At 61.1% G+C, this 22657-nt stretch carries 27 protein-coding genes and 1 pseudogene; 17 read left to right on the top strand and 11 right to left on the bottom strand.

Annotation, left to right across the window (positions count from 1 at the left end):
• Positions 1 to 293: 293 nt before the first annotated feature.
• From Q8L50_RS14410 to Q8L50_RS14395, 4 genes are all read left to right on the top strand, one after another.
• On the top strand, positions 294 to 1157 hold the full coding sequence (locus Q8L50_RS14410; RefSeq protein WP_305349325.1) for an endonuclease/exonuclease/phosphatase family protein: 864 nt from the start codon (positions 294 to 296) through the stop codon (positions 1155 to 1157).
• On the top strand, positions 1154 to 2401 hold the full coding sequence (gene clsB / locus Q8L50_RS14405) for a cardiolipin synthase ClsB (protein WP_305349324.1): 1248 nt from the start codon (positions 1154 to 1156) through the stop codon (positions 2399 to 2401). Before Q8L50_RS14410 ends, clsB begins: the two co-directional genes overlap by 4 nt.
• Positions 2398 to 3420, top strand: a complete 1023-nt coding sequence (locus Q8L50_RS14400) for a lysylphosphatidylglycerol synthase domain-containing protein (protein ID WP_305349323.1) — start codon at positions 2398 to 2400, stop codon at positions 3418 to 3420. The genes clsB and Q8L50_RS14400 overlap by 4 nt, the downstream gene beginning before the upstream one ends.
• A 134-nt stretch (positions 3421 to 3554) precedes the next feature.
• Entirely contained in the window at positions 3555 to 4757 is a 1203-nt protein-coding gene (locus Q8L50_RS14395) for a TIGR03915 family putative DNA repair protein (protein WP_305349322.1), read from the top strand.
• Here the strand turns inward: Q8L50_RS14395 and Q8L50_RS14390 are convergent.
• Entirely contained in the window at positions 4737 to 5033 is a 297-nt protein-coding gene (locus tag Q8L50_RS14390; protein WP_305349321.1) for a hypothetical protein, read from the bottom strand. The genes Q8L50_RS14395 and Q8L50_RS14390 overlap by 21 nt on opposite strands.
• A gap of 120 nt (positions 5034 to 5153) precedes the next feature.
• Positions 5154 to 5477, bottom strand: a complete 324-nt coding sequence (locus Q8L50_RS14385; protein ID WP_305349320.1) for a hypothetical protein — start codon at positions 5475 to 5477, stop codon at positions 5154 to 5156.
• A 172-nt stretch (positions 5478 to 5649) separates the two neighbouring features.
• On the opposite strand from Q8L50_RS14385, the gene Q8L50_RS14380 reads away from it, so the two are divergent.
• The 5 genes from Q8L50_RS14380 to minE all read left to right on the top strand — a co-directional run bounded on the left by Q8L50_RS14380 (position 5650) and on the right by minE (position 8708).
• Complete coding sequence (locus tag Q8L50_RS14380; RefSeq protein ID WP_305349319.1) at positions 5650 to 6129, top strand: MerR family transcriptional regulator; 480 nt, start codon at positions 5650 to 5652, stop codon at positions 6127 to 6129.
• Positions 6126 to 6590, top strand: a complete 465-nt coding sequence (locus Q8L50_RS14375) for a PaaI family thioesterase (protein WP_305349318.1) — start codon at positions 6126 to 6128, stop codon at positions 6588 to 6590. The genes Q8L50_RS14380 and Q8L50_RS14375 overlap by 4 nt, the downstream gene beginning before the upstream one ends.
• Positions 6591 to 6820: 230 nt before the next feature.
• The gene (gene minC / locus Q8L50_RS14370) at positions 6821 to 7576 is read left to right on the top strand and encodes a septum site-determining protein MinC (RefSeq protein WP_305349317.1); all 756 of its coding nucleotides are present in this window, start codon (positions 6821 to 6823) and stop codon (positions 7574 to 7576) included.
• A gap of 46 nt (positions 7577 to 7622) precedes the next feature.
• Positions 7623 to 8438, top strand: a complete 816-nt coding sequence (minD, locus tag Q8L50_RS14365; protein ID WP_305349316.1) for a septum site-determining protein MinD — start codon at positions 7623 to 7625, stop codon at positions 8436 to 8438.
• A gap of 6 nt (positions 8439 to 8444) precedes the next feature.
• Positions 8445 to 8708, top strand: coding sequence for a cell division topological specificity factor MinE (gene minE / locus Q8L50_RS14360; RefSeq protein ID WP_305349315.1), 264 nt, complete (start codon positions 8445 to 8447; stop codon positions 8706 to 8708).
• 15 nt (positions 8709 to 8723) lie between these two features.
• Here minE and Q8L50_RS14355 read toward each other — a convergent pair whose 3' ends face one another.
• Complete coding sequence (locus tag Q8L50_RS14355) at positions 8724 to 9680, bottom strand: alpha/beta fold hydrolase (protein WP_305349314.1); 957 nt, start codon at positions 9678 to 9680, stop codon at positions 8724 to 8726.
• Between the two features lie 63 nt (positions 9681 to 9743).
• On the opposite strand from Q8L50_RS14355, the gene Q8L50_RS14350 reads away from it, so the two are divergent.
• Positions 9744 to 9893 (top strand): hypothetical protein, encoded by a 150-nt coding sequence (locus tag Q8L50_RS14350; RefSeq protein ID WP_305349313.1) that lies wholly within the window; start codon positions 9744 to 9746, stop codon positions 9891 to 9893.
• Positions 9894 to 9989: 96 nt separating this feature from the next.
• On the opposite strand, the gene Q8L50_RS14345 is transcribed toward Q8L50_RS14350, so the two are convergent.
• Both Q8L50_RS14345 and Q8L50_RS14340 read right to left on the bottom strand, forming a co-directional pair.
• A complete protein-coding gene (locus tag Q8L50_RS14345; RefSeq protein ID WP_305349312.1) occupies positions 9990 to 10445 on the bottom strand; it encodes an SH3 domain-containing protein in 456 nt (151 codons plus the stop codon).
• A gap of 217 nt (positions 10446 to 10662) precedes the next feature.
• Positions 10663 to 11241, bottom strand: a complete 579-nt coding sequence (locus tag Q8L50_RS14340; RefSeq protein ID WP_305349311.1) for an NnrU family protein — start codon at positions 11239 to 11241, stop codon at positions 10663 to 10665.
• Between the two features lie 244 nt (positions 11242 to 11485).
• Here Q8L50_RS14340 and Q8L50_RS14335 point away from each other — a divergent pair, with 244 nt between their 5' ends.
• The 7 genes from Q8L50_RS14335 (at position 11486) to Q8L50_RS14305 (ending at position 16836) form a co-directional block, all read left to right on the top strand.
• Positions 11486 to 11881: a response regulator gene (locus Q8L50_RS14335; RefSeq protein ID WP_305349310.1), complete on the top strand. Its 396-nt coding sequence runs from the start codon at positions 11486 to 11488 to the stop codon at positions 11879 to 11881.
• Between the two features lie 118 nt (positions 11882 to 11999).
• Positions 12000 to 13145 carry a DSD1 family PLP-dependent enzyme gene (locus tag Q8L50_RS14330; protein ID WP_305349309.1) on the top strand — a complete coding sequence of 382 codons (1146 nt, stop codon included), beginning with the start codon at positions 12000 to 12002 and terminating at the stop codon, positions 13143 to 13145.
• Positions 13146 to 13159: 14 nt separating this feature from the next.
• Positions 13160 to 13558, top strand: coding sequence for a RidA family protein (locus Q8L50_RS14325; RefSeq protein ID WP_305349308.1), 399 nt, complete (start codon positions 13160 to 13162; stop codon positions 13556 to 13558).
• A 559-nt stretch (positions 13559 to 14117) separates the two neighbouring features.
• A complete protein-coding gene (locus tag Q8L50_RS14320) occupies positions 14118 to 14453 on the top strand; it encodes a hypothetical protein (protein ID WP_305349307.1) in 336 nt (111 codons plus the stop codon).
• Between the two features lie 2 nt (positions 14454 to 14455).
• Positions 14456 to 15106 (top strand): hypothetical protein, encoded by a 651-nt coding sequence (locus Q8L50_RS14315; RefSeq protein ID WP_305349306.1) that lies wholly within the window; start codon positions 14456 to 14458, stop codon positions 15104 to 15106.
• A gap of 113 nt (positions 15107 to 15219) precedes the next feature.
• Positions 15220 to 15648 carry a hypothetical protein gene (locus Q8L50_RS14310; RefSeq protein WP_305349305.1) on the top strand — a complete coding sequence of 143 codons (429 nt, stop codon included), beginning with the start codon at positions 15220 to 15222 and terminating at the stop codon, positions 15646 to 15648.
• A 6-nt stretch (positions 15649 to 15654) separates the two neighbouring features.
• Positions 15655 to 16836 (top strand): HNH endonuclease, encoded by a 1182-nt coding sequence (locus Q8L50_RS14305; protein ID WP_305349304.1) that lies wholly within the window; start codon positions 15655 to 15657, stop codon positions 16834 to 16836.
• Between the two features lie 9 nt (positions 16837 to 16845).
• On the opposite strand, the pseudogene Q8L50_RS14300 reads toward Q8L50_RS14305, so the two are convergent.
• The 6 genes and pseudogenes from Q8L50_RS14300 to dnaN form a co-directional block, all read right to left on the bottom strand.
• Positions 16846 to 17001, bottom strand: a pseudogene (locus Q8L50_RS14300) (hypothetical protein); the annotation flags it as partial.
• A 101-nt stretch (positions 17002 to 17102) separates the two neighbouring features.
• Positions 17103 to 17714 (bottom strand): PolC-type DNA polymerase III, encoded by a 612-nt coding sequence (locus Q8L50_RS14295; protein ID WP_305349303.1) that lies wholly within the window; start codon positions 17712 to 17714, stop codon positions 17103 to 17105.
• Between the two features lie 23 nt (positions 17715 to 17737).
• Complete coding sequence (locus Q8L50_RS14290) at positions 17738 to 18160, bottom strand: type II toxin-antitoxin system VapC family toxin (RefSeq protein ID WP_305349302.1); 423 nt, start codon at positions 18158 to 18160, stop codon at positions 17738 to 17740.
• Positions 18157 to 18405, bottom strand: a complete 249-nt coding sequence (locus tag Q8L50_RS14285; protein WP_305349301.1) for a type II toxin-antitoxin system Phd/YefM family antitoxin — start codon at positions 18403 to 18405, stop codon at positions 18157 to 18159. Before Q8L50_RS14285 ends, Q8L50_RS14290 begins: the two co-directional genes overlap by 4 nt.
• 181 nt (positions 18406 to 18586) lie before the next feature.
• On the bottom strand, positions 18587 to 21214 hold the full coding sequence (gyrB, locus tag Q8L50_RS14280) for a DNA topoisomerase (ATP-hydrolyzing) subunit B (RefSeq protein ID WP_305349300.1): 2628 nt from the start codon (positions 21212 to 21214) through the stop codon (positions 18587 to 18589).
• Between the two features lie 93 nt (positions 21215 to 21307).
• A complete protein-coding gene (dnaN, locus tag Q8L50_RS14275; RefSeq protein ID WP_305349299.1) occupies positions 21308 to 22414 on the bottom strand; it encodes a DNA polymerase III subunit beta in 1107 nt (368 codons plus the stop codon).
• Between the last annotated feature and the right edge of the window lie 243 nt (positions 22415 to 22657).

Genomic DNA, 22657 nt, shown 5'->3' with positions numbered 1-22657 from the left:
GGTCAGGACAGGTCATGACCTTCTGAAGTAACTGCCAACCTGCAAGGCGCCCGGAAAGGCATCTGCAGGCACCGGAGCCTTGTCGGCACCGGTTGATTCAAATTTACTGCCCAACGCGGCTCCGCCCTGCCGGAAAGCCCCCTTGCTGTGCGTAGGACGCCGGCCTTTACGCCGCGTTCACAAAGCCCCGCGCTACGCCTGCCGCGCTTGACACACCGCAAATGAGCTTGCTGTCCTACAGTTTTTGCGCGTCCGTCCGTCCGACAATAGGCTTTTGACCTCTATCCTGACCCATGCTCCCTTCTGAATCCCTCATCCAGGTCAGCGAAGCTGTGGCCGTAACTGCCCCGCCGCGTGTCGACGCCGACGTGCTGGCTGAAACGCAACAGGTCATTGCCGCCGCTGCCCTGAGTTTTTCCATCAAGGTGCTCACGGTCAACATCCACAAGGGCTTTACCTTCTTCAACCGCAAGTTCATCCTGCATGAGCTGCGCGAAGCGGTGCGCACGGTGGGGGCCGACGTGGTGTTTCTGCAAGAAGTCACGGGCACCCATGCCCGGCACGAAAGCAAGGTGGCCAACTACCCGGTGACACCGCATTACGAATTTCTGGCCGACAGCATCTGGCCGCAATTTGCCTACGGCCGCAACGCGGTGTACACCAACGGCCACCACGGCAACGCGGTGCTGTCCAAGTTTCCCATCGTCAGTTTTGAAAACCGCGACGTCTCCATCAGCGGCCCCGAGCGGCGCGGCTTGCTGCACTGCGTGCTGCAGATCCCAGGCCGCGAAACCCATGTCCACGCCATCTGTGTCCACCTGGGCCTGGCGGAGTCACACCGACTGAAACAACTCAATATGTTGTGCGACCTGGTACGCACCGACATTCCGCCGGGCTGCCCGGTGATTGCTGCCGGCGACTTCAACGACTGGCGCCGCCGCGCACACGACGTGCTCGAGAAGGGCGCCGGCATGCATGAGGTGTTTGTGCAGGCCAACGGCAAGGCCGCGCGCACTTTCCCTGCTCGTTTTCCGCTGCTGCCACTGGACCGCATTTATGTGCGCAACGCCATTGGCCATGCCCCGGTGGTGCTGCCTCTCAAACCCTGGTCGCATCTGTCTGACCACGCACCGCTGGCCGCAGAGATTGAGATATGAACCCCTGGGTAGACGGCAACCGGCTCAAGCTGCTGGTCAACGGCGAGGATTTTTTTCCGCGCGTCTTTGAATGCATTGCCGCTGCCAAACGCGAAGTCATTCTCGAAACCTTCATCCTGTTTGAAGACAAGGTCGGCAAGGCCCTGCAGCAAGCCCTGCTGGGTGCGGCCACACGCGGTGTGCAGGTGGACATCACCATCGACGGTTATGGTTCGCCCGATCTGTCGCCCGGCTACATCACCGCATTGACCGACGCTGGCGTGCGGGTGCATGTGTTTGACCCCAGCCCGCGCCTGTGGGGTTACCGCACCAACCTGTTCCGGCGCATGCACCGCAAGATTGTGGTGGTCGATGGCGAGCGCGCCTTTGTCGGTGGCATCAACTATTCCGCCGACCACCTGGCCGACTATGGCCCCGAGTCCAAGCAGGACTACGCGGTTGAGATCGAAGGACCGCTGGTGGCGCACATCGAGCAGTTTGTGCGCGAGCAGTTGCGCCTGGGCCAGCCCCCGCAGGGCGGCCGCCTGAAACAGTTCTTGCGGCGCAAACCCCAACCGCCCGCACGCGCCGCGCCGCCGGCCGCCGGAAGCGCGCAGGCCATGCTGGTGACGCGCGACAACCGCGAGCACACCAGCGAGATTGAGCGTCACTACCGCATCGCCATTCGGGGCGCGCGGCATCGCATCATCATTGCCAACGCCTATTTTTTCCCGGGTTACCGGCTGCTGCGTCAACTGCGCAAGGCGGCCAGGCGCGGTGTCGACGTGCGGCTGATCCTGCAAGGCGAGCCCGACATGCCGATTGTCAAAATCGCCGCCAGCCTGCTCTACCGCTCCCTGCTGGGCGCGGGTGTCAAAGTGTATGAATACAGCGAGCGCCCGCTGCATGGCAAGGTGGCCCTGACCGACGACGAATGGTCCACCGTCGGCTCCAGCAACCTCGACCCGCTCAGCCTGTCGCTCAATCTTGAGGCCAACGTCATCATCAAGGACCGGGCTTTCAACCAGCACCTGGGTGAACACCTGGAGCAGTTGATGGCCGACAGCTGCACACAGATCAACAGCAGCGATCTGCCGCAGTCAAGCCTGTGGGTCAAGCTGCGCAGCTTCTTTGTGTTTCACCTGCTGCGGCGTTACCCCGCCTGGTTTGGCTGGCTGCCAGCACACACACCGCGCCTGACGCTGGCCAACAAGCTGCTGGGCGATACCCATGTCGACCACATCAACGAGGGCAAGGCCTCGTGAGCCGCAAAGCCGCCGCCCACACCGCCACCAGGCCCCGCGGCATTCGCGGCAAGGCGTGGTGGCCCTGGCTCAAGCGCGGCGCCACACTGCTTTTTTTTGCGGGCGTTGCCTGGCTGCTGTTCGAGCAGGCCAAGGCCATCGAGTGGCAAGAGGTCTGGTCCACCTTGCGTGGCTACCCCTTGCCCTCACTGCTGCTGGCCGCTGCACTTTCGGCCCTGAGCCTGCTGTTGTACAGCTGCTTTGATCTGCTGGGCCGCTACTACACCGGCCACAAATTGCGCGCGCCCACCGTCATGCTGGTGACCTTTACGAGTTATGTACTGAACCTCAACCTCGGCTCGCTGATAGGCGGCGTGGCCATGCGTTACCGGCTGTATTCGCGGCTGGGCCTGCAGGTGGGGCAGATCACCCGCGTGTGGACCCTGAGCATGCTGACCAACTGGACCGGCTACCTGCTGCTGGCCGGTGTCTTGTTCAGTTTTCACACCCCGGCCCTGCCGCCCGGCTGGAAAATCGGCAGTGGTGGCCTGCAGATTCTGGGCCTGGCGCTGCTGGCTGTGGTGGCTGTGTATCTGCTGCTGTGCGCCTTCTCGCGCCAGCGCAGTTTCTGCGTGCGCGGTCATACGCTGGAGTTGCCCTCTGCCCGCCTGGCGCTGCTGCAAGTCGCCATGGGCGCTGCCAACTGGCTGATCATGGGCCTTGTGGTGTTTGTGTTGTTGCAGCAGCGCATCGCCTACCCGACGGTGCTCAGCGTACTGCTGGTTGCGGCAGTGGCCGGTGTCATCACCCATGTGCCTGCCGGCCTGGGCGTGCTGGAGGCCGTGTTTGTGGCCCTGCTGTCGCATCAGGTGCCGCAGCACCAGCTGCTGGCGGCCCTGCTGGCTTACCGCGCCATTTATTACCTGCTGCCGCTGGTGTTGGCCGCCGCCGCATTTTTTGTCATGGAAACCCGGGCCAAACGCCTGGGCCAGAAGGACACCAGCGGAAAAACCGCCCCCCGGCAGCACGCCCGCGCCTGATCAGGCGCTCACTCGCTGCCCTGCCCCCGCCGGCGTTGAGCGGCGCTGGTACAAAACCCCAAAACACTGTATATTAATACAGTGTTTGCCGCCGCCCACCCCGCCCCTGCTGCTGCCTCCGGCACTTGCTGCCCATGGGTCAAGGTGGCTATGGCGCTTCGCGTTTTCAGCGCCGCGCGGGGGTTTTCGCCTGCTGCGCAATCGGCCTTGTCGCCTACAGCGCCCAACGTGTGGCCGGGCGCACCATTGAACTCAGCTTCCAGCAACAGCCCCCCAAGGAGCACAGCATGGGTGTGATGAGCGATCCGCTGACCAATGACCTTTTTCCGCAGGCCCTGCTGCCCGTGCTGTTGCGCGGGCCGGTGGACCTGGAAGGTTTCAGGCGCGCCGCGCGCAAGCTGCTGGCCCGCCAGATCCTGCCCGCACAGGTCAGCTGGCACACCGGGGGCGATGCTGCCGCAGACTGCTTTGCCATACCGCTGGACAACACCGCCCTTTTCAACGACGCGCCGCCGGTGCAGGTCCCGCCCGAGTTTGTGGCGCTGTGCGAAAGTGTCATTCTGCACAGCGCACCCAGCCGTTTTGACCTGCTGTACCGCCTGTTGTGGCGTCTGGCACACGAGCCCGCTTTGCGCCACAACCCGCAAGACGCCGACATGGACCAGGCCCAGCGCATGGCGCAAGCGGTGCAGCAAGACATGCACAAAATGAAGGCCCTGATGCGCTTTCGCAGCGTGCAGGACGAGACCTTTCGCAACCACCCCGAAGGCGGGCCGCTGCACGTGGCCTGGTTTGAGCCCGAGCACCACATTCTCGAAGCGCTGGCCCCGTTTTTTGCCCGACGTTTTGCGCAGATGCGTTGGGCCATCCTGACGCCCCAGCGCAGCGCCCAGTGGGACTACATCGGCTCCAGCGACTACGTAGCGCACGCGCTGTCAGCCAGCGGACTGAGCGCCCTGAGCTTCGGCCCTGGTGTCAGCGCACAAGACGCTCCCGCGCCAGATGCCGACCAGCGGCTCTGGTTGCGCAGCTACCAGCACGCTTTCAACCCGTCGCAGCCGAGGGCCACAACGGCGCAGCGGCAAATGCCGCGCCAGCACCGGCGCAAGCTGCCCGAACCTGAACCGTTTCAGACCCCTGTGTCTGCCATGCATCAACGCGGCAGCCGCATGCAGGCACAGCCCGTGGCGCACCTGACCAGACGCGTGCCGCGTGCCCGGGCAGAGGTCTCTGCCACCCGGCCTGCGGAGCAAGGGCTGTTGTCGCTCGGTGAGCAGGATCTGTGGACCACCGACATCAGCGCCGCGTCCGCCGACTCAGCGTACCGCCGGGTTTGACACCGGCGCGCTAGCGCCGGGAAGAGCAGGTGAAGCTGCAGAGGCGGGCGCCTGCGGTGCTGGCGGCGTTGCCAGCACGCTACGGCCATCGGTCGGCAGCTGCGCCGGTGGCTCGGTTGGCCGCGTGCTGGAGTCGCGCGGGTCGGGCAGCACGGGCGGCGCTGGCGGCAGGCTTTCGCGGTACACCGGGTTGCGGTTGATGCCGCCCGGCACCTGCGCCACAGCCGCCGCCGCTGCCAGCAGCAACACAGCGCCAAGAGATAAACGCCTGGACATACAAGCGGGGCTCATAAGCTTCCTTTCGCCTAAGCAGGCTACATTGCATCAGGGCCAGCGCGGTGCCGCACTGTTTCACATCAAGCCGCAGCAAAATCGTCCACCGTGCTGTCTACGGGTTCACCCGCCGGGCAGCGGCGCGTCCGGCGCCGGGCGCAGCGGCTTCTGGCTGTTGGGCTGCATGCCGGGGCTCATTTCGGGCCGCATCTCCGGATGCCTGCCCAACTTCAATTCATCCGACTTCATGCGCGGTTTCAGTTCAAGCCGCCTTCTGGGCTTCAGATCTTCCGGCTGGCTGGCTGCCGCGCGCGGCGGCAATACCCCCATCTCGGGCAACACTTGCGTGGCGCCGTCGGGCATGGTGCTTGGCTGCGCCAGTACGGCAGCAGGCAGCGCCAGCAGGCTGGTCAGCAACACAGCCAGGGCAACAGTTGGATTGTTCATCGGGGCTCCTTGATGCCGCAACAGGCATGGGGACAGGTACTTTCAATCTACGCCCCCGGCGCGCGGCGCGTATCGGCGACCCGCCTGCCTGGCTGTAGGACCGCCCGCCCGGTGGCGCGCAGGTGACAGCCGGGCAAGCCTCGTGTAGCGCGAAGCTTGCTAATCTGGCTGCATGCAAATTTCTGAACTGGCCGCCAAAACCGGCGTCTCGGTACACGCGCTGCGCCACTATGAAAAGCTTGGCCTGCTGGCGCCCGCGCGCAGTGCCAGCGGCTACCGCAGCTACACCGAGGCCATGCGCCGCGAGGTGGTGTTTATCGCCATGTCGCGTGCCATCGGTTTCTCCCTGAAGGCGATTGCGGACCGGCTGCCCGCCTATCGCAGCGGCCGGCTCAGCCCGCAAGACATGGTCGACGCCATGCAAGAGCGCGTGGCAGACATCGATGCGCAGGTCACGCAACTCCAAACCCAGCGCCGCACTGTCGTCTCGCACATTGCGTGGATGAAAAAGCAGCAGCGCCAGCAGCAGGCCAAACAAGCCCAGCGCCTGGCCGCGCAGCAAAGCGGCCAGATCAAGCCCGACTGGTCCGGCGTCAAAACCCGCGGCGCGGCGCCGCCCCACTCGTCCACCCCCCGAAAGGCAACACCATGAACGCAATCACCCGCACCACCGAAGAGCACACAGCCCATCTGCAGAAGCTGCAACAACTGGTGCTGGCCATGCCCATGGCCCGCACCCTGGGCTTGAAGTTCAACCAGCTCGCGCCCGGCACGGTAGAGCTGGAAATCCCGATGCTGGAGGCCTTCACTTTCCGGCCCGGCCAGTTGCAGGCCACCGCTGTTTTTGCGATTGCCGACTTTGCAGCCGTTGCCGCCGCAGGCACTTTGCTGCCGCCCGGCTGGCTCAATGCCACGGTGGATGCCACGCTCAAACTCATCGCACCGGCGCAGGGCGCACTGCTGCGCGCGCGTGGCCGCGTGGTCAGCGCCGGGAGGTCGCTCACGGTGTGCGCTGCCGATGTTTTTGCCGTCAACCCGGCTGGTGAAGAAACGCTGTGCGCCACCTTGCTGGGCACCGCACGCAACATTGACCACACACAACGCGCCCCGTGACGCTATTGTTTTTATAGCTGCTTACGCACAACCAGCAAGGGCTGGCGGCATTTTTTGCTTGAACAAATGCCAGCTTCCATACAGGGCAGCAGGTTTCAATCACTCACAACTGCGTACAAACGGCGCTCGCCCCGCTGTTAAGATGCGTGCCTTTCGGCCAGTCGCCTGCGGCCTTTTTTGTTGCCCGCCTTTCCATTTCCCTGCGCACCACCGCGCCGTCCATCGCCCTCATGACCGTTGCCCTGCCGGCCAGTACCCCCGCCACCTTTGAAATCAAAAGCGCCAACCTGCCCCTGGTAGCGCTGCTCCTCAAGTCCACCGACCTGGCCGCGCTGTCGCGCGAGCTGGCGCTGCGCTTTGGCGATATCCCTGATTTTTTTGACAACGACCCGCTGCTCATCGAGCTGGCGCACTTGCCTGCCGACGCCGATACGCTGGACTTCGCCAGCCTGATGGCGCTGCTGCGGCCCTACCGCGTGGCCCCGCTGGCCGTGCGCGGCGGCACCCCAGCGCAAATGGCTGCGGCAACCGCAGCCGGCCTGGTGGCCGCGCCCGACGCCCGCATGGCCACAGCCGGCACCGCGGCCGAACGCGAACGCAACAAGGCCCCGGCAGCCGAAGCGCCACCAGCACCCGCCCCCGGCGCACTGGTCATCGACAAGCCCTTGCGCTCCGGCCAGCAGGTCTATGCGCGCGGGCGCGACCTGGTGCTGCTGGCCATGGTCAACGCCGGTGCCGAGGTGATTGCCGACGGCCATATCCATGTTTACGCGCCACTGCGCGGCAAGGCCATGGCCGGTGCGCGCGGCGATACCGATGCACGCATTTTTGCGCTCAGCCTGGAGCCCGAGCTGCTGTCGATTGCCGGCATCTACCGCACCAGCGAAAAACCGCTGCCCGAAGGCGTGTGGGGCAAGCCCACACAAGTGCGACTGGTGCCCGGCCCCGATGGCGACAAGCTGGTCATGGACCTGATCAAAGTGTGATGCCCGTGGCATCACACGCCCCCCATTTTTTTAAGGACTTTTACGCATGGCAAAAATCATTGTGGTCACCTCCGGCAAAGGCGGCGTGGGCAAAACCACCACCAGCGCCAGCTTTGCAACCGGTCTGGCCATGCGCGGGCACAAAACCGCCGTCATCGACTTTGACGTGGGCCTGCGCAACCTCGACCTCATCATGGGCTGCGAGCGCCGTGTGGTGTATGACCTGATCAATGTGATTCAGGGCGAAGCCAACCTGCACCAGGCGCTGATCAAGGACAAGCAGTGCGACAAGCTGTACGTGCTGGCCGCCTCACAGACGCGCGACAAGGAAGCACTGAGCAAAGAGGGCGTCGAGAAAGTGCTCAAAGACCTGGCCGACATGGACTTTGAATACATCGTCTGCGACTCCCCCGCCGGCATAGAAACCGGCGCCTTGATGGCCATGCATTTTGCAGACGAGGCACTGGTGGTTACCAACCCCGAGGTGTCGTCCGTGCGCGACTCAGACCGCATCCTCGGCATGTTGTCCAGCAAGACCAAACGAGGCATGGAAGGCGGCGAGCCGATCAAGGAGCACCTGCTGATCACGCGTTACAACCCCAGCCGCGTGGACCAGGGCCAGATGTTGTCGCTCGAAGACATCAAGGACATCCTGCGCATCAAGCTGATCGGCGTGATCCCCGAGTCCGAGTCGGTGCTGCAGGCCTCGAATCAGGGCGTACCCGCCGTACACATGGAAGGCAGCGATGTGTCTGAAGCCTACAAAGACGTGATCGCCCGCTTTCTGGGTGAAGACAAACCCCTGCGTTTTACCGAAGCGCCCAAGGTGGGCTTTTTCAAACGTGTGTTTGGAGGCAAGTAAACCGCCATGGCTTCTTTCCTGTCCTTCTTTCTGGGTGAAAAGAAAAAAACCGCCAACGTCGCCAAAGAGCGGCTGCAGATCATTCTGGCGCATGAACGCTCAGGCCGCCACAGCCACGAGCCCGACTACCTGCCCGCCTTGCAGCGCGACCTGATTGCGGTGATCTCCAAATACATCAAGATCAATCCCGACGACATCAAGGTCAACCTGGAGCGCCAGGACAACCTGGACGTGCTGGAGGTCAAGATCGAGCTGCCCGACGGCAAGTAGGCGCAGGTTTGCGACTTACAGACCCAGAAACTGCCTGACCACCGCCACCGTGCGCACCGGGTCTTCCTCGTGCGGTACGTGGCCCAGGTCGTCGAACACCACCAGCTTGCTGCCGGCGATGTCGCGCGCAAAGCGCTGGCCAAATTCCAGCGGCACCAGGCGGTCCTGTCCGCCCCACAGAATCAGTGTGGGTATGGCCAGCGTCTTGAGCCCGGCCACATCGCCGGTGTAACCCTGGTCCATGCGCCGGCCCAGCGCCTTGCGGTTGCCTGCGCGCAGCGTCATGTCCACATACAGGTCCACCAGTTCGGGTGTCACCCTGGCCGGGTCGCCATACACATTGCGCACGCTTTTTTCAACAACGCTGCGCGGCAGGGTGTATTGCGTCAGCGTCCGCAGCACCGGCATGCGCGCGATGCGAAAGCCCAGCGGCAGCGAGGGCGGCACGCTGGCCGACTCAGGCGCGTACCCACTGGCGTCAACCAGCACCAACCCGGCCACGCGCTGCGGCAACGCCACCGCCGTTGCCCAGGCCACCTGTCCGCCCAGCGAATTGCCGGCCAGCACAAAGCGCTGCACTCCGCGCTGGTCCATCACAGCAGTGACAAAACGCACATACGCCTGCACCGAATAGTCGTTTTGCGGGTTGGGCCCGGTCAGTGCAAAGCCGGGCAGGTCAAAGCGAATCACGCGGCGTTGCCCGCGCAGTGCCGCCGTCCAGCCGTCCCAGGTGTGCAAGCTGGCCGAGGTGCCATGAATCAACACAATCGGCAGCGGGTCGCTCTGCGGCCCCTCGTCGCGCAAATGCACCTGCATGCCATCGATGGCAACAAACTGGGAGGGCGCCTGCGCCCAGCGCGGCTTGAGCTCGTCTACCGGCTTGTCCGGCGCCCAGGTAAGCACCACCGCCACCACCCCCAGCAAAAGAACGCCGATCACTACGAAAAGAAAAGAGCGAAGAAAAATTTTCATGATGCGGTGCCCGTGTCAGCCTGTGGCTGCCCTGTGTTGCTACCGGGCAAGCATAGCGAGGTCTTGGGCCCACCACCAGGGCAGCAGCAAACCGTCATCACAACGGCCAAAGACTTTCTGTCTTGCTTTGACCCCGCGTCAGACGCCGAGATGTCGGTCACCGCGCCCCGGGTGCCAGCCGGCACACCCGTGATGGCCGCCGTCGCCGAATAAGCACAGTCATGCCGGGCCAGCACCATTTGCTATCGTTTTAGTAGCTATTGACGCACGCCCGTAAAGGGCTAGAGGCCAATTTGACCTGTAAAGCGCTTACCAGCCCCAGAGCAGGCGGCGCGCCACCCAGCCCTTGAGCCCGCCCTCCTGCTGCACCTTGACCCAGCGTTCGCGGCGCTCCAGGGTGCGCAACACCTCGCCCAGCTGCGCCTTGCCGATGACACGGCTGCCGGTCGTCGGCGCGCTGCGGATGTTGGCCACGCTGGACTTCACCACATGGTGCGGCGTCTTGCCCAGAAGGGGGCGGTACACCCAGCCGCTGTCATTCTCAAAATCGCGCACCTTGAGCCAGGCGCCCTTGCGCCCCATGACCTGCAGTGGATAACCCCGGCTAAAAGCCCACAGGGCATCGTGCTGCGTCCCTGCGCCCTCGCGCATGTGGACCAAAGGCCGGTTCACGCTGACCATCTCCCGCGCCTGTGCCGCCTGCACAGCCAGCAGCGGCAACAGCAGCAAACACAACAAACGGGGCAGGCTATTCAGGCGGGTCATGGCGCTCCAGTTCAGGCAGGGGTTTCAACAAGGGGAAAGGCGCATTGTTGGCGCGCGGACCGCCACTGTCAAAGATCGGCCCTTGACGCACCAGAACGCATGGAATTGATGGCGCCCGGTTTGCAGCAGGCGCCCGCCTGTGTTAGGTCAGCTATAACTTCGATAGCTGCACACCCATATACGGCATGGGCTTGGGGCCGATTTAAGGACCAATCAATCAGCCGATGGGCCGCACGCCAATCCACGCGCCGTGCGCCCAGAAGGCAAACACCGCCCAGGCCGCCACCCCCACCACCACCGTGATCCCCGTGCCCGCAGCCGTGCCGGCCGGGTACACGGTGCCCGCAGCACGGTCGCGCGCCCGCGCTGCGCGAAAGCTCAGCGCCGCCCACACCAGAAAAGTACCAAACAACACCATGTGCGCCAGGTTGCCATTGGCCAGCAAGTGCGCCAGCGCCCACACCTTCACCGCAAGCACCATCGGGTGGTGCAGGCGCGCCTTGATGGCGTTGCGCGGCACATAAGTGGCCGCCAGCAACACAAAGGCAATCAGCGTCAAGAGCGAGGCCAGATGCCGCATGCCGCGTGGCGGCATCCACAGCTGCACCGGCTGCTGCCGCGCCAGGCCAAAACCCCAGACGATCAGCACAAAACCAACGATGGACAACACGGCATAAGCAGCCTTCCACGGCATCTCACCGATGCGCGCGATCATGGCCGTGCGCCAACCGTCGGCCACGATGCGTGTGGAATGCACGCCCAGAAAAAGCACCAGACCCAAAAGCAGCATGACCATGGCGTGTACCTCGTGTAAATAGCGCAATTATGGCGCGACATGTTGCCGCGTGGTCAAGCACCGCGCGCTACTGAATTTATAGCTGCTTGCGCACTATCAGCAAGGGCTGAAGCCCTCTCTTGTCCAAGCTTTGGCCCCTCGCCATTCTGGCCGGGCCCGGGGCCATGCGGCAGGGTGCCCTTGTTTTCCGGCATGGCCTTTGTGTAGACTCCAGAACACCCCCTAGCAAGCCCACCCGATCCCAATGCGTCTGAGAATTTACCTGGTCGAAGACAGCCCCGTCATCCGCGCTGCACTGTCCGAATCCCTTGAGGAGCTGGTCGGCGCCCGCGTGGTGGACTGCGCCAGCGCCGAAGACCAGGCCATCGAGTGGCTGGCCAAGCACCCCAACGACTGGGACCTGGCGGTGGTAGACCTGTTTCTGCTGCAGGGCAGCGGCCTGAACGTCGTCAAAAGTTGCAGCAACCGCGCGCTGCGGCAAAAAGTGGTGGTCCTCACGGGTTACGCCACCCCGGCCATGCGCCAGCGCTGCCTGGCCAGTGGCGCCGACGCCGTCTTCGACAAAGCCACCGAGATTGACGAGTTCACCAGCTACGCCATCAACGAGGTAGAGCGCGCCACGGGCGAAACCCGCTATTGATTCAGGAGCTGCTGGCGCACAGCCAGCAATGGCTAAAGGCCCATTTGACTGTGCAAACGGCCCGCTGCGGGCAAAATCAGCTGCATCAAGCCCCCCGGGCCAGATCAAAATGGACGCCATGCAACTTCAAGACCTCAACACCCCCGCCGCGCTGGTAGACACCGCCCGCATGCAGCGCAACATCACGCGCATGCAGCAGCGCATGGACGCCTTGAGCGTGGCCTTTCGCCCGCATGTCAAAACCACCAAATGCATCGCCATCGCCCAGGCGCAGATCGCGGCCGGCGCGCGCGGCATCACCGTATCCACCCTGAAAGAAGCCGAGCAGTTTTTTGCCGCCGGCATCACCGACATCCTGTACGCCGTTGGCATGGCCCCGCCCAAGCTCAAACAGGCCGCCGCCCTTATCACCAATGGCTGCGCGCTCAAGATCATTGCCGACAGCGCAGACTCGGCCAGCGCCATCGTGGCCTATGCGCGCCAGCACGGCACACCCTTTGAAGTGTGGATAGAGATCGACACCGACGGCCACCGCTCCGGCGTGTTGCCCAAAGGCGACGAGCTCATCACCATAGGCCAGCTGCTGCACCAGGGCAGCCCCGCCACCCTGGGCGGCGTCATGACCCACGCCGGCTCCAGCTACGACCTGAACACGCCCGAAGCCCTAGAAGCCATGGCCGAGCAAGAGCGCAGCCTGTGTGTGCTGGCCGCAGAACGCCTGCGCGCCGCCGACTTGCCCTGCCCGGTGGTCAGCGTGGGCTCTACCCCCACAGCGCTGTCGGCCCAACAGCTGCAGGGCGTGACCGAGGTGCGCGCCGGCGTGTATGTGTTTTTTGATTTGGTCATGACCAATGTGGGCGTGTGTTCGCTAGAGGACGTAGCCCTGAGCGTGCTGACCACCGTGATAGGCCACCAGGCCGACAAGGGCTGGGCGATTGTGGACGCCGGCTGGATGGCCATGAGCCGCGACCGCGGCACCCAAAAGCAGCAGCACGACTACGGCTACGGCCAGCTCTGCGACGCCAGCGGCCAGCGACTGGAGGGCTACACCCTGACCGGCGCCAACCAGGAGCACGGCATCGTCAGCCGCAGCGGCGAAGCCGATCACAACATCGCCCAGCACTTTCCCGTCGGCACCCAGCTGCGCATCTTGCCCAACCACGCCTGCGCCACCGGTGCCCAGTTTCCGGAGTACCACGCCATCTATCAGAAAGAAAGCGGCCAAGAAGTCGGCCCCACCTGGCCGCGCTTCTACGGCTGGTAAGGGTAGGCGTTGTCATGACCAATATCCAGCGCATCAACCCAAACACCATGGCCCCACCCGGCGGCCACTACAGCCACGCAGTGGTCGCCAACGGCTTCGTCTTCATCTCAGGCCAGTTGCCCATCACCCCGGCAGGCGACAAGTTGAACAACGCCAGTTTTGAAGACCAGGCCACGCAGGTGCTGGCCAACGTGCAGACCGCGCTGGAAGCCGCAGGCAGCAGCGTCGCCCAGCTGGTGCAGGTGCGGGTGTACGTGACAGACATTGAGCAGTGGCCGGCGTTCAACCGCATCTACCAGCAATGGGCAGGCGCCGCGCCGCCAGCCCGGGCGGTGGTGCCTGTGCCGCTGTTGCACTACGGGTTTTTGATTGAGGTGGAGGCGGTGGGGGTGATTGAGTTGCTACAAAAATAGTAGCTGCTGACGCAGGTAAGAAAAGGGCTGGTGGCCGATTTAGCAATATAAAAACGTCCAAGCCGCCCACCCTTTCATCCCGGGCTTAACCCGGGATACACACCACGCACATCAGCCTCTGCTTCGGGCCACAGCCTCGAGGCGTTGGCATGGGTATCTCGGGGTGACTTTAAAGTGGGCGCTACCCAGCACAACATAGCCTGACAACGAAAACCCCAGTCATTCGACGCCTGCCGTTCAGGTATGGTTACCGAAAACAATCAGGCAGGGAAAGCAGATGGACCCGGAATTCATGAAGCGCGACAACGCCGACAGGCCCTTCGGCCCAGCGCCAGAGCGACCCTTAATACACTGGATAGCGACAGCGCTGGTACTGCTTGCGCTGGTGTACGCGGGCTACCGGGTCTGGGAGTCCCCGAGCGATCGCGCATCGCCCCCAAAGACCAGACAGGACACGTCAGCAACCAGCCAGCCCTTACCGCCACCGCAGACATCAGCACCACCTCAGTCAGCAGCTCCTGCACCACCAGCACCAGGTACCCACATCGTCAGCAAATGCGTGGTCAACGGCAAAACGCTCTACAGCGACAACGCTTGCCCGCAAGGTACTGCAAGTACGCAAGTCGTAACCAAATCAGACCACAACCTGATGGCCGGGTTGACGCCTGCGCAGAAGGCGGCGGCTGACCACATCCAACCAGCCGCACCATCAGTATCGGCCTTTGCCCCTACAGGAGGCTCGCCATCGAGCAACGCCAGTGAATGCAAGGCACTTGATGAACACATCAAGTATCTAGATGCAATGGCTCGTCAGCCGCAAAGTGGGCAAATGCAAGACTGGATCAAGGACCAACGGAAGAAGGACCGTGATCGTCAGTTTGCACTTCACTGCTAGATATGCCTGAAATAGTGTTGCTTGGGTCGGTCCATCAGGAAAATGGAAGATGCAACTCCAGTGAGCTGGCTCGCATTCTCGAACTCTTCCAGCCAGACGTCCTCTTTGAAGAAATTCCGTACCAGAAATTTCTGGAAAAGAACGACTCATTCCACCGAGACATATTGGAAGTCAAAGCACTTTATGAGTACCTGAAACACCACTCAGTTCTCCACATTCCAGTGGATACCGTTGATCCTTCGTCTTTCAAACAGAGCAAATTTGATGAAGTCGTCGACCGAGTGCTCCACGCAGGTCCCGATCTCAGGAGCATGTTGAACGAACAGACATCTCTCACGTACAACAGTGGATTTGAATATCTCAACAGCCGACTGAACGATCGCATGTTTCAGCGAATTGATGTCACTATCGCTACGGCACTTGAAAAGATGAACGACGAACGACTTTCGATGGGATACAGCGAATGGAAGGCGTACAACTCAAAACGTGAAACCGCCATGGTCACTAAAGTGTACGAGTTCTGTCGACTAAATCACTTCGAGAAAGGTGTGTTTCTATTCGGGTCTGCTCACCGCGCAGGTCTGATCGCCAAGATCCAAACGGTCAAGAGAACCCAAAAAGTTCGAGTGAGTTGGAAACTCGATTGGGGATAAATAAGTTGGGGCTTTCCGTTTCAAATCCACTGTGATTCCCCACCCAGGTAAAGCCCTGGGTCACAACGCTGCCGTGCATAGATAACCTGTGCATTTTGGATTGCGAGCAGCGAATGAATAAAGTACTCAAGGCCCTTCCCGAATGGGGCGAGATGCCTCACCGTCCGGGTCTTTATCTGTCCTTGTCACATGGGCGAGACTTTCCACAGCAAGCGGTCAAGCAACGCGGCTTCGCTGGACCAAAGATCGGGCCTCTTTTGTACGTGCAAACACACTACGCGCAACGGCTGGTGCTTCGCTTTGCCAACAAGCGAGACACGACCAGGTTTTTCCCGACCGCCTCTACCACTACAGGTGAACTAGACGTTGTTGAAGGCACTTTGGTCTATGGGAACAAGTGCTACGGCGATTGGGATGTTTGCTATATCGCACAGGAGTTTTGCGTACGTAAACGCGCAATCGCTGGCAAACAAGCTCCTCCTCCGAATTTGCCAAACAAGCTCCACTCCGGCAAGATCAAGGCCCGATCTCTAGAAATCTAAAGACCAATGGCTGTTTCCTTCGCAGATATTCACGTTGGTAGTCACTGGTCCCGCCCTGCCCTGGCGAGCCTTTGGGGATACAGGGCTTACCAAGCCCTCGCCCGCGGTGTCGTAACGCCCGCTGGTGACAACAAAATAATTCTCTTCGTCACGGAAGAAAAGCAGCTCTCCGCCACGAGCTACAAAGATGTCCTAAACGAAGATGTTCTCCAGTGGGAGGGGCCGAATGACCACTTCGCTGAAGAGCGGATGCTTGCCGCAAAATCTCGTGGAGAGACCATTCACTTGTTTCACCGCCCTCGACATCACATGGAGTTTGAATATCGTGGGGAGTTGGCCATCCTCTCTGTAAAGCTGAAGACAAATAGGCCCAGTCAATTTGTCTTCGAAGTATTAGACGAACATCGGCAGAGTTGGACCCATGATCAGTTACTTGCCGCCTTCTATCTGTACTTGCAACTGAAGCCTTCAGAACTTAGGGGTGCATCAACAGCAATATCTGAGTTCGCCGACCAGCTTGGAAAACCCCGGCAGGCTGTCTCAGCCAAACTCCGGGCATTAACTCAACTCGATCCTCTGCTGGCGAATCAGCCCGTCAAAGCGTCCGACAACGTCACACCGCTAGACAAATCGGTGTGGAGTGAGTTTGAAGACGATTGGACAAAAACCACGCTAATCGCGAGCGAGGCGTATGAAGACGTGGTTGGCACATATCAAGATGCGGCGGAAGCAAGCCAGCCGTCTGCAGCAGATGCCTCGTATCTTTTTCAAGAAGGCCTAACCCGAGAAGCGTTGGTGAAGGTCAGAAAAAATCAATATGTATTTCGTAAGGCGATACTGAACAGCTATAACACCACGTGTTGCATCTCGGGACTAAGAAATGAGAAGCTGCTGATCGCAAGCCACATCGTGCCGTGGACACATGACATAGCGAATCGGCTGAATCCAGCAAATGGACTTTGCCTTTCGGCGCTTCATGATCGTGCCTACGATCAAGGACTTTTTACCGTGCTTCCGAACTATTCGATACGCATATCAACAAAGCTGTCCCAAGAAAAAGGAAACTCCTTTCTTTCAGAAGCTCTGTTGCGTCACGACGGAAAAGAGATCAATTTGCCTGGCAGATTTCACCCCGGACCTGATTTCCTTCGAGCACATGCAACCCGGTTCGGCTACATAACTCGCTGAACTACACCTCTAAACGTCAATATTCGCAGTCGGCAGCGCATTCGTCTCAATAAACTCGCGGCGCGGCTCAACCTAATCACCCATCAACATGGTGAACACATGATCAGCTTCGATCGCGTCGTCGATCTGTACGCGCAGCAGGCGGCGCGCGGTCGGGTCCATGGTCACACCGGGCCCATCATGCTGCAGATTATGAGTGTTTCAGCGCTCCAGCCCTTGATAGACGTACGCAAGCAGCTACCAAATTAATAGCGCTTAAGCGGCACTCAGACACTCGCGTACTTCGCCATCAACGCAGAAACAGCCGGCTTCGCGCAGCGTTGCAGGCTCATCAACAAAGCGTGGTCGGGCTTGCCCACGCGATGGCGGGTGCGCAGATCGTGCTGAATCTGGCCCAGCAATGAGGCCGCCATTTCCGCATCAGCCAGCGCCCGGTGGGCCCGGCCGGCGCGGGGCAGGTGGTGGTAGTCCACCAGCACGCCCAGCTTGTGGCTGGATGCCTGGGGGTACAGCCTTCTGGAAACCAGCATGGTGCAGGCAAAGGGCTGGCTGGCTTGAAGGTGGGCGCGGGTCAGCTCGGCCTGCCAGAACCTGCGGTCAAACGATGCGTTGTGCGCCACCATGGGCGTATTGCCGACAAAGCGGCTGGCAGCCAGCATGACGGTGTCGGCATCGGGCGCAGCGGCCACCATGGCATTGCTGATGCCGGTCAGGCTGGTAATGAAGGCGGGAATGTGTATGCCCGCATTCATCAGGCTCTGGAAGCGGTCCACCACGCAGCCGTTTTCAACCAGCACAATGGCCACCTCGGTGGCGCGGTCGCCCATGGCGGGCGACAGGCCGGTGGTTTCAAAGTCGATGACGGCGATGCAGCTCATGCGCGGTATTCAGGCCAGCAACGTCAGCTGGCCAGGGTCAACCACGGATTCACAAGCTCCAGCCCCGCGTAATCAAAGTCCCTGGTGTTGCGGGTAACCAGCCGCAAGTCATGGTGCAAGGCCGTGGCAGCCAGCAAGCTGTCGATGGCGGGCACGGGACGCCCTGCCTGAGCAAGTAAGCGGCCCCAGTGATCGGCCACCTCCGGACCCACTGGCAAGATGCGCGAGCCAAACCAGTCGCGCAGATCGTGCTCCAGCCAGAGGCGCAGTTTTTCCCGTCGCTTGGTGTCGGCCATTTTTTCGACGCCTTTGCGAATTTCGCCCAGCGTCAAGGCGCTCAAAAACAGCGCGTCGTCTGGTGTGTTGGAAAACCAGTGCAGCACGGCGGCGTCCGGTTTGGGTCGCACCAGTTCCGAAAGCACATTGGTGTCGATCAGGTAGCTCACAGCGCGATCTCGCGCGTGAGGCCGCCCTCTCGCTCAATCTTCAGTTTCACACCGACCATGGGTGAGCCGCGCATGAACTCGACAAATCCGGGTTTCGGACGCGTCAGCCGCGCGTAGTCTGCGCAAGAGACCAACACAGCCACGGGCTCGCCGCGCACCGTGATGCCCTGGGGCCCTTCGCTCAGCGCGCGTTTCACCACCTCGCTGAATTTGCCTTTTGCTTCCTGCAGTTGCCATGTAGACATAAGAGCCTCCAATCTGGTCAGTCTAGTCAGATTGTACTTAACCGGCTTCCCTTGGGTAACGTGGGGATTGGCCTACCCCAAAAGAAACACCATGAAATTCCAACATCTGGTGGTGGATTTTCATGGTGTTTTCGCCCACTCTTCGCCGGCCTCTCCCGGCGTACGGCCAGAAACCGTGCCTCTAAACGTCGATATTCGCAGCCCGCAGCGCATTCGTCTCAATAAACTCGCGCCTTGGCTCCACCTCATCACCCATCAGCATGGTGAACACGTGATCGGCTTCAATCGCGTCGTCGATCTGCACACGCAGCAGGCGGCGCGCGGTGGGGTCCATCGTCGTTTCCCACAGCTGGGCCGGGTTCATCTCGCCCAGGCCTTTGTAGCGCTGGCGTGCGGTGGCGCCTTCGGCCTGAACGATCAGCCAGGCCATGGCCTGGCGGAAGGTCTCTACCTTGTCTTCCTTCTGGCGCTCGCCTTCGCCGCGCATCACGCGTGAGCCTTCGCTCATCAGGCCCTTGAAGGTGGCGGCTGCTTCGGCCAGGGCCGCGTAGTCGGCGCCGTGTACAAAGTCCTGCGTCAGCACGCTGCTCTTGACGTTGCCATGGTGGCGGCGGCTGATGCGCAAAATCGGCTTGTCGTTGCGCACATCAAACTCACCCGCCACTTCGGCCGTCGGCAACTGGGCTTGCAGCAACACGGCTGAACGCTCGGCGTCTTCCACCGTGTCCAGGTTCAGGGCCACGCCGTCGGCAATGGCTTTCAGTGCCTCCGCGTCCATGTAGCCGCGCAGGCGGCTGATGACCGACTCTGCCAGCTGGTGCTTGCGCGCCAGCTCGGCCAGGGTGTCGCCGGTCAGCAAGGTGCCTTTGCCATTGGCTGGGTCGGCACCGGTTTGTACCGATGCGTCTTTCAATGCAATTTTCAGCAAGAAGCTGTCCAGCGCCGCGCTGTCTTTCAGGTACTGCTCTTCCTTGCCGGATTTGACCTTGTACAGCGGTGGCTGCGCAATGTAGATGTGGCCACGCTCCACCAGCTCTGGCATCTGGCGGTAAAAGAAGGTCAGCAGCAGGGTGCGGATGTGCGCGCCGTCCACGTCGGCGTCGGTCATGATGATGATGCGGTGGTAACGCAGCTTGGCGACGTTGAAGTCGTCATTGCCGGTGGTGCCGCCGGCCTTGCCGATGCCGGTGCCCAGGGCGGTGATCAGCGTCAAGATTTCATTGCTGGTCAGCAACTTTTCATAACGCGCTTTTTCGACATTCAGAATTTTGCCGCGCAGCGGAAGGATTGCCTGAAACTTGCGGTCGCGGCCCTGCTTGGCAGAGCCACCGGCAGAGTCACCCTCGACGATGTAGATTTCGCACAGCGCCGGATCTTTCTCCTGGCAGTCTGCCAGCTTGCCGGGCAGGCCCATGCCGTCCAGCACACCTTTGCGGCGTGTCATGTCGCGCGCCTTGCGGGCGGCTTCACGCGCACGCGCGGCTTCAATGATTTTGCCGACGATGATCTTGGCGTCGTTGGGCCGCTCTTGCAGGTAGTCGGTCAACAGCTTGCTGACGATGTCTTCCACCGGGCCGCGCACCTCAGAGCTGACCAGCTTGTCTTTGGTCTGGCTGGAAAACTTGGGCTCTGGCACCTTCACGCTTAACACGCAGGTCAGGCCTTCGCGCATGTCGTCGCCGGTCACTTCAACCTTGGCTTTTTTGGCCAGCTCGCTGTCGTCGATGTATTTGTTGATAACGCGGGTCATCGCGGCGCGCAGGCCGGTCAGGTGGGTACCGCCGTCGCGCTGCGGAATGTTGTTGGTGAAACACAGCACCTGCTCGTTGTAGCCGCTGTTCCACTGCATGGCGACTTCAACACCGATGTTGGTGTTCTGGTCGCTCTGGCGGTCACCCATGGCGTGGAACACATTGGGGTGCAGAACCGTCTTGCCCTTGTTGATGAAGTTCACAAAACCCGTCACACCACCAGCGCCGGCAAAGTCGTCTTCCTTGCCGCTGCGCTCGTCCTTCAGGCGGATCTTCACGCCGTTGTTCAAAAAGCTCAGTTCGCGCAGGCGCTTGCTCAAAATTTCGTAATGAAAGTCGTTGTTCTGCTGAAAGATGTCGGTGTCGGGCAGAAAGTGAACCTCGGTGCCGCGCTTGTCGGTATCACCCAGCACCTGCATGGGTGACACATCCACACCGCCCACCTGTTCAACGATGCGGTTTTGCACAAAGCCTTTGGAAAACTCCATCACATGGACTTTGCCTTCACGGCGGATGGTCAGGCGCAGCATTTTGGACAGCGCATTCACGCAGCTCACACCCACGCCGTGCAGGCCACCCGATACCTTGTAGCTGTTCTGGTTGAACTTGCCGCCTGCATGCAACTCGGTCAGCGCAATCTCGGCCGCAGAGCGTTTGGGCTCGTGTTTGTCGTCCATCTTGATGCCGGTCGGGATGCCCCGGCCGTTGTCCACCACGCTGATGGAGTTGTCCAGGTGGATGGTGACCATGATGTCATCGCAATGGCCGGCCAGTGACTCATCAATCGAGTTGTCGACCACCTCAAACACCAGGTGGTGCAGGCCGGTGCCGTCCGAGGTGTCGCCGATGTACATGCCAGGGCGCTTGCGCACGGCCTCCAGGCCTTCCAGGATCTGGATCGAACCCTCGCCATAGCCTTCAGACGCGCCGGCCTGGTTGGAGTCGATCTTGGGCTGGAAATTGGAGCTGCCCTCGCCGCCTTCACCCGAATGAACACCTTCGCCGACAGGGCCTGGTTCAACAGGAGTGGCTTCGCTGGCTTGATTTTCTTGCGTCATAACTACGTTTTCTCAATCTCTTCAATGACCAAACCCGCTTTGGCAAGCGGGTTCGGTAAGGTGGCAGTGTGTTTTTTTGTACTGTAGATACGCTTAAATCCGCATCGGCATCACGACGTATTTGAAGGCCGCATCGTCGGGAATGGTCAGCAGCGCCGAGCTGTTGGAATCAGCCAGCTCGATCTTGACCATGTCCTGCTCCATGTTGGTCAGGGCATCGATCAGGTAGGTCACGTTGAAACCGATTTCAATCGCGTCACCGGCGTAGTCGATGTCGAGCTCGTCCACCGCTTCTTCCTGCTCGGCGTTGTTGGACGCCACACGCAGGGTGCCGGGCTCGATGTTCAGGCGCACACCCGTGAACTTCTCGCTGGTCAAAATGGCGGTGCGCTGCAGGCTGGCCAGCAGCGGCACGCGGCCCAGGGTGATGATGTTTTTGTGGTTTTTGGGGATGACGCGGTTGTAGTCGGGGAATTTGCCCTCGACCAGCTTGGTAACAAACTCCATGCCTTCGAAGCTGAACTTGGCCTGGTTACCGGCAAACTGCATCTCGATCGCGCCTTCCTTGTCGCTGAGCAGGCGCTGCATCTCGAGCACTGTCTTGCGCGGCAGGATCACTTCCTGGCGCGGCACTTCGACGTCGAGCGTGGCCGATGAAAACGCCAGACGGTGGCCGTCGGTGGCCACCAGGCTCAGCTGCTTGCCTTCAGCCACAAACAAAATGCCGTTGAGGTAGTAGCGGATGTCGTGCACCGCCATCGCAAACGAGACCTGGTTCAGCAGCTCTTTGAGCACCTTTTGCGGCACCGAAAAGCTGGGGCCAAAGTTGGCGGCTTCCTGCACCAGCGGAAAGTCTTCAGCCGGCAGGGTTTGCAGCGTGAAGCGGCTTTTGCCACCCTTGAGGATCAGCTTGCTCTGCGCCGACTCCAGCGACACCGTCTGGTCGCTGGGCATGGAGCGCAGGATGTCGATCAGCTTGCGAGCGCCCACCGTGGTGGTGAAGTTGCCACTGTCGCCGTCCAGCTCGGCGGTGGTGCGAATCTGGATTTCAAGGTCGCTGGTGGTCAGCTGCAACTGCGAGCCCGTCTTGCGGATCAGCACGTTGGCCAGGATAGGCAGCGTGTGCCTGCGCTCCACAATGCCGGCGACCGATTGCAGAACCGCTAAAACTTTATCCTGAGTGGCTTTGAGAACAATCACTGTCTTAACCTCTTATTTCTTTAATTCAAATTAGTAGTAGTAGATAAGGGCGGCACGTTTCTGTGGACAGCCCTATTTTCTTCTTTTTGATCAACTACTTGGCGCTTGTTTAACCTTGTGGTCAGACGTCCCCTCAACCCTGCTGCCAAATATGAACAACTTTCAGAAATCCACCCGCCCTGTGGATAAGTGATGGGTTGTTCAAAACTTGTCCCCAAAGTTGTCAGACTGACCTGCAACTGG

The organism is Polaromonas sp. (assembly GCF_030680935.1).
In the GTDB taxonomy this organism is placed as follows: domain Bacteria; phylum Pseudomonadota; class Gammaproteobacteria; order Burkholderiales; family Burkholderiaceae_C; genus Polaromonas.
Note: the sequence above shows the minus strand (reverse complement) of the source record. Positions and strands in the feature narration are given on the sequence as shown.

Excerpts from the sequence above, each read along its gene's own strand:
- Q8L50_RS14315 (WP_305349306.1), top strand. The coding sequence starts at position 14,456 with ATGCCTGAAATAGTGTTGCTTGGGTCGGTCCATCAGGAAAATGGAAGA.
- Q8L50_RS14410 (WP_305349325.1), top strand. The coding sequence starts at position 294 with ATGCTCCCTTCTGAATCCCTCATCCAGGTCAGCGAAGCTGTGGCCGTA.
- Q8L50_RS14285 (WP_305349301.1), bottom strand. The coding sequence starts at position 18,405 with ATGTCTACATGGCAACTGCAGGAAGCAAAAGGCAAATTCAGCGAGGTG.
- Q8L50_RS14335 (WP_305349310.1), top strand. The coding sequence starts at position 11,486 with ATGCGTCTGAGAATTTACCTGGTCGAAGACAGCCCCGTCATCCGCGCT.
- Q8L50_RS14375 (WP_305349318.1), top strand. The coding sequence starts at position 6,126 with ATGAACGCAATCACCCGCACCACCGAAGAGCACACAGCCCATCTGCAG.
- Q8L50_RS14295 (WP_305349303.1), bottom strand. The coding sequence starts at position 17,714 with ATGAGCTGCATCGCCGTCATCGACTTTGAAACCACCGGCCTGTCGCCC.
- minD (WP_305349316.1), top strand. The coding sequence starts at position 7,623 with ATGGCAAAAATCATTGTGGTCACCTCCGGCAAAGGCGGCGTGGGCAAA.
- Q8L50_RS14395 (WP_305349322.1), top strand. The coding sequence starts at position 3,555 with ATGGGTCAAGGTGGCTATGGCGCTTCGCGTTTTCAGCGCCGCGCGGGG.
- Q8L50_RS14310 (WP_305349305.1), top strand. The coding sequence starts at position 15,220 with ATGAATAAAGTACTCAAGGCCCTTCCCGAATGGGGCGAGATGCCTCAC.
- Q8L50_RS14345 (WP_305349312.1), bottom strand. The coding sequence starts at position 10,445 with ATGACCCGCCTGAATAGCCTGCCCCGTTTGTTGTGTTTGCTGCTGTTG.
- minE (WP_305349315.1), top strand. The coding sequence starts at position 8,445 with ATGGCTTCTTTCCTGTCCTTCTTTCTGGGTGAAAAGAAAAAAACCGCC.
- gyrB (WP_305349300.1), bottom strand. The coding sequence starts at position 21,214 with ATGACGCAAGAAAATCAAGCCAGCGAAGCCACTCCTGTTGAACCAGGC.
- Q8L50_RS14330 (WP_305349309.1), top strand. The coding sequence starts at position 12,000 with ATGCAACTTCAAGACCTCAACACCCCCGCCGCGCTGGTAGACACCGCC.
- Q8L50_RS14325 (WP_305349308.1), top strand. The coding sequence starts at position 13,160 with ATGACCAATATCCAGCGCATCAACCCAAACACCATGGCCCCACCCGGC.
- Q8L50_RS14385 (WP_305349320.1), bottom strand. The coding sequence starts at position 5,477 with ATGAACAATCCAACTGTTGCCCTGGCTGTGTTGCTGACCAGCCTGCTG.
- Q8L50_RS14355 (WP_305349314.1), bottom strand. The coding sequence starts at position 9,680 with ATGAAAATTTTTCTTCGCTCTTTTCTTTTCGTAGTGATCGGCGTTCTT.
- Q8L50_RS14380 (WP_305349319.1), top strand. The coding sequence starts at position 5,650 with ATGCAAATTTCTGAACTGGCCGCCAAAACCGGCGTCTCGGTACACGCG.
- Q8L50_RS14305 (WP_305349304.1), top strand. The coding sequence starts at position 15,655 with ATGGCTGTTTCCTTCGCAGATATTCACGTTGGTAGTCACTGGTCCCGC.
- Q8L50_RS14390 (WP_305349321.1), bottom strand. The coding sequence starts at position 5,033 with ATGTCCAGGCGTTTATCTCTTGGCGCTGTGTTGCTGCTGGCAGCGGCG.
- minC (WP_305349317.1), top strand. The coding sequence starts at position 6,821 with ATGACCGTTGCCCTGCCGGCCAGTACCCCCGCCACCTTTGAAATCAAA.
- clsB (WP_305349324.1), top strand. The coding sequence starts at position 1,154 with ATGAACCCCTGGGTAGACGGCAACCGGCTCAAGCTGCTGGTCAACGGC.
- Q8L50_RS14340 (WP_305349311.1), bottom strand. The coding sequence starts at position 11,241 with ATGGTCATGCTGCTTTTGGGTCTGGTGCTTTTTCTGGGCGTGCATTCC.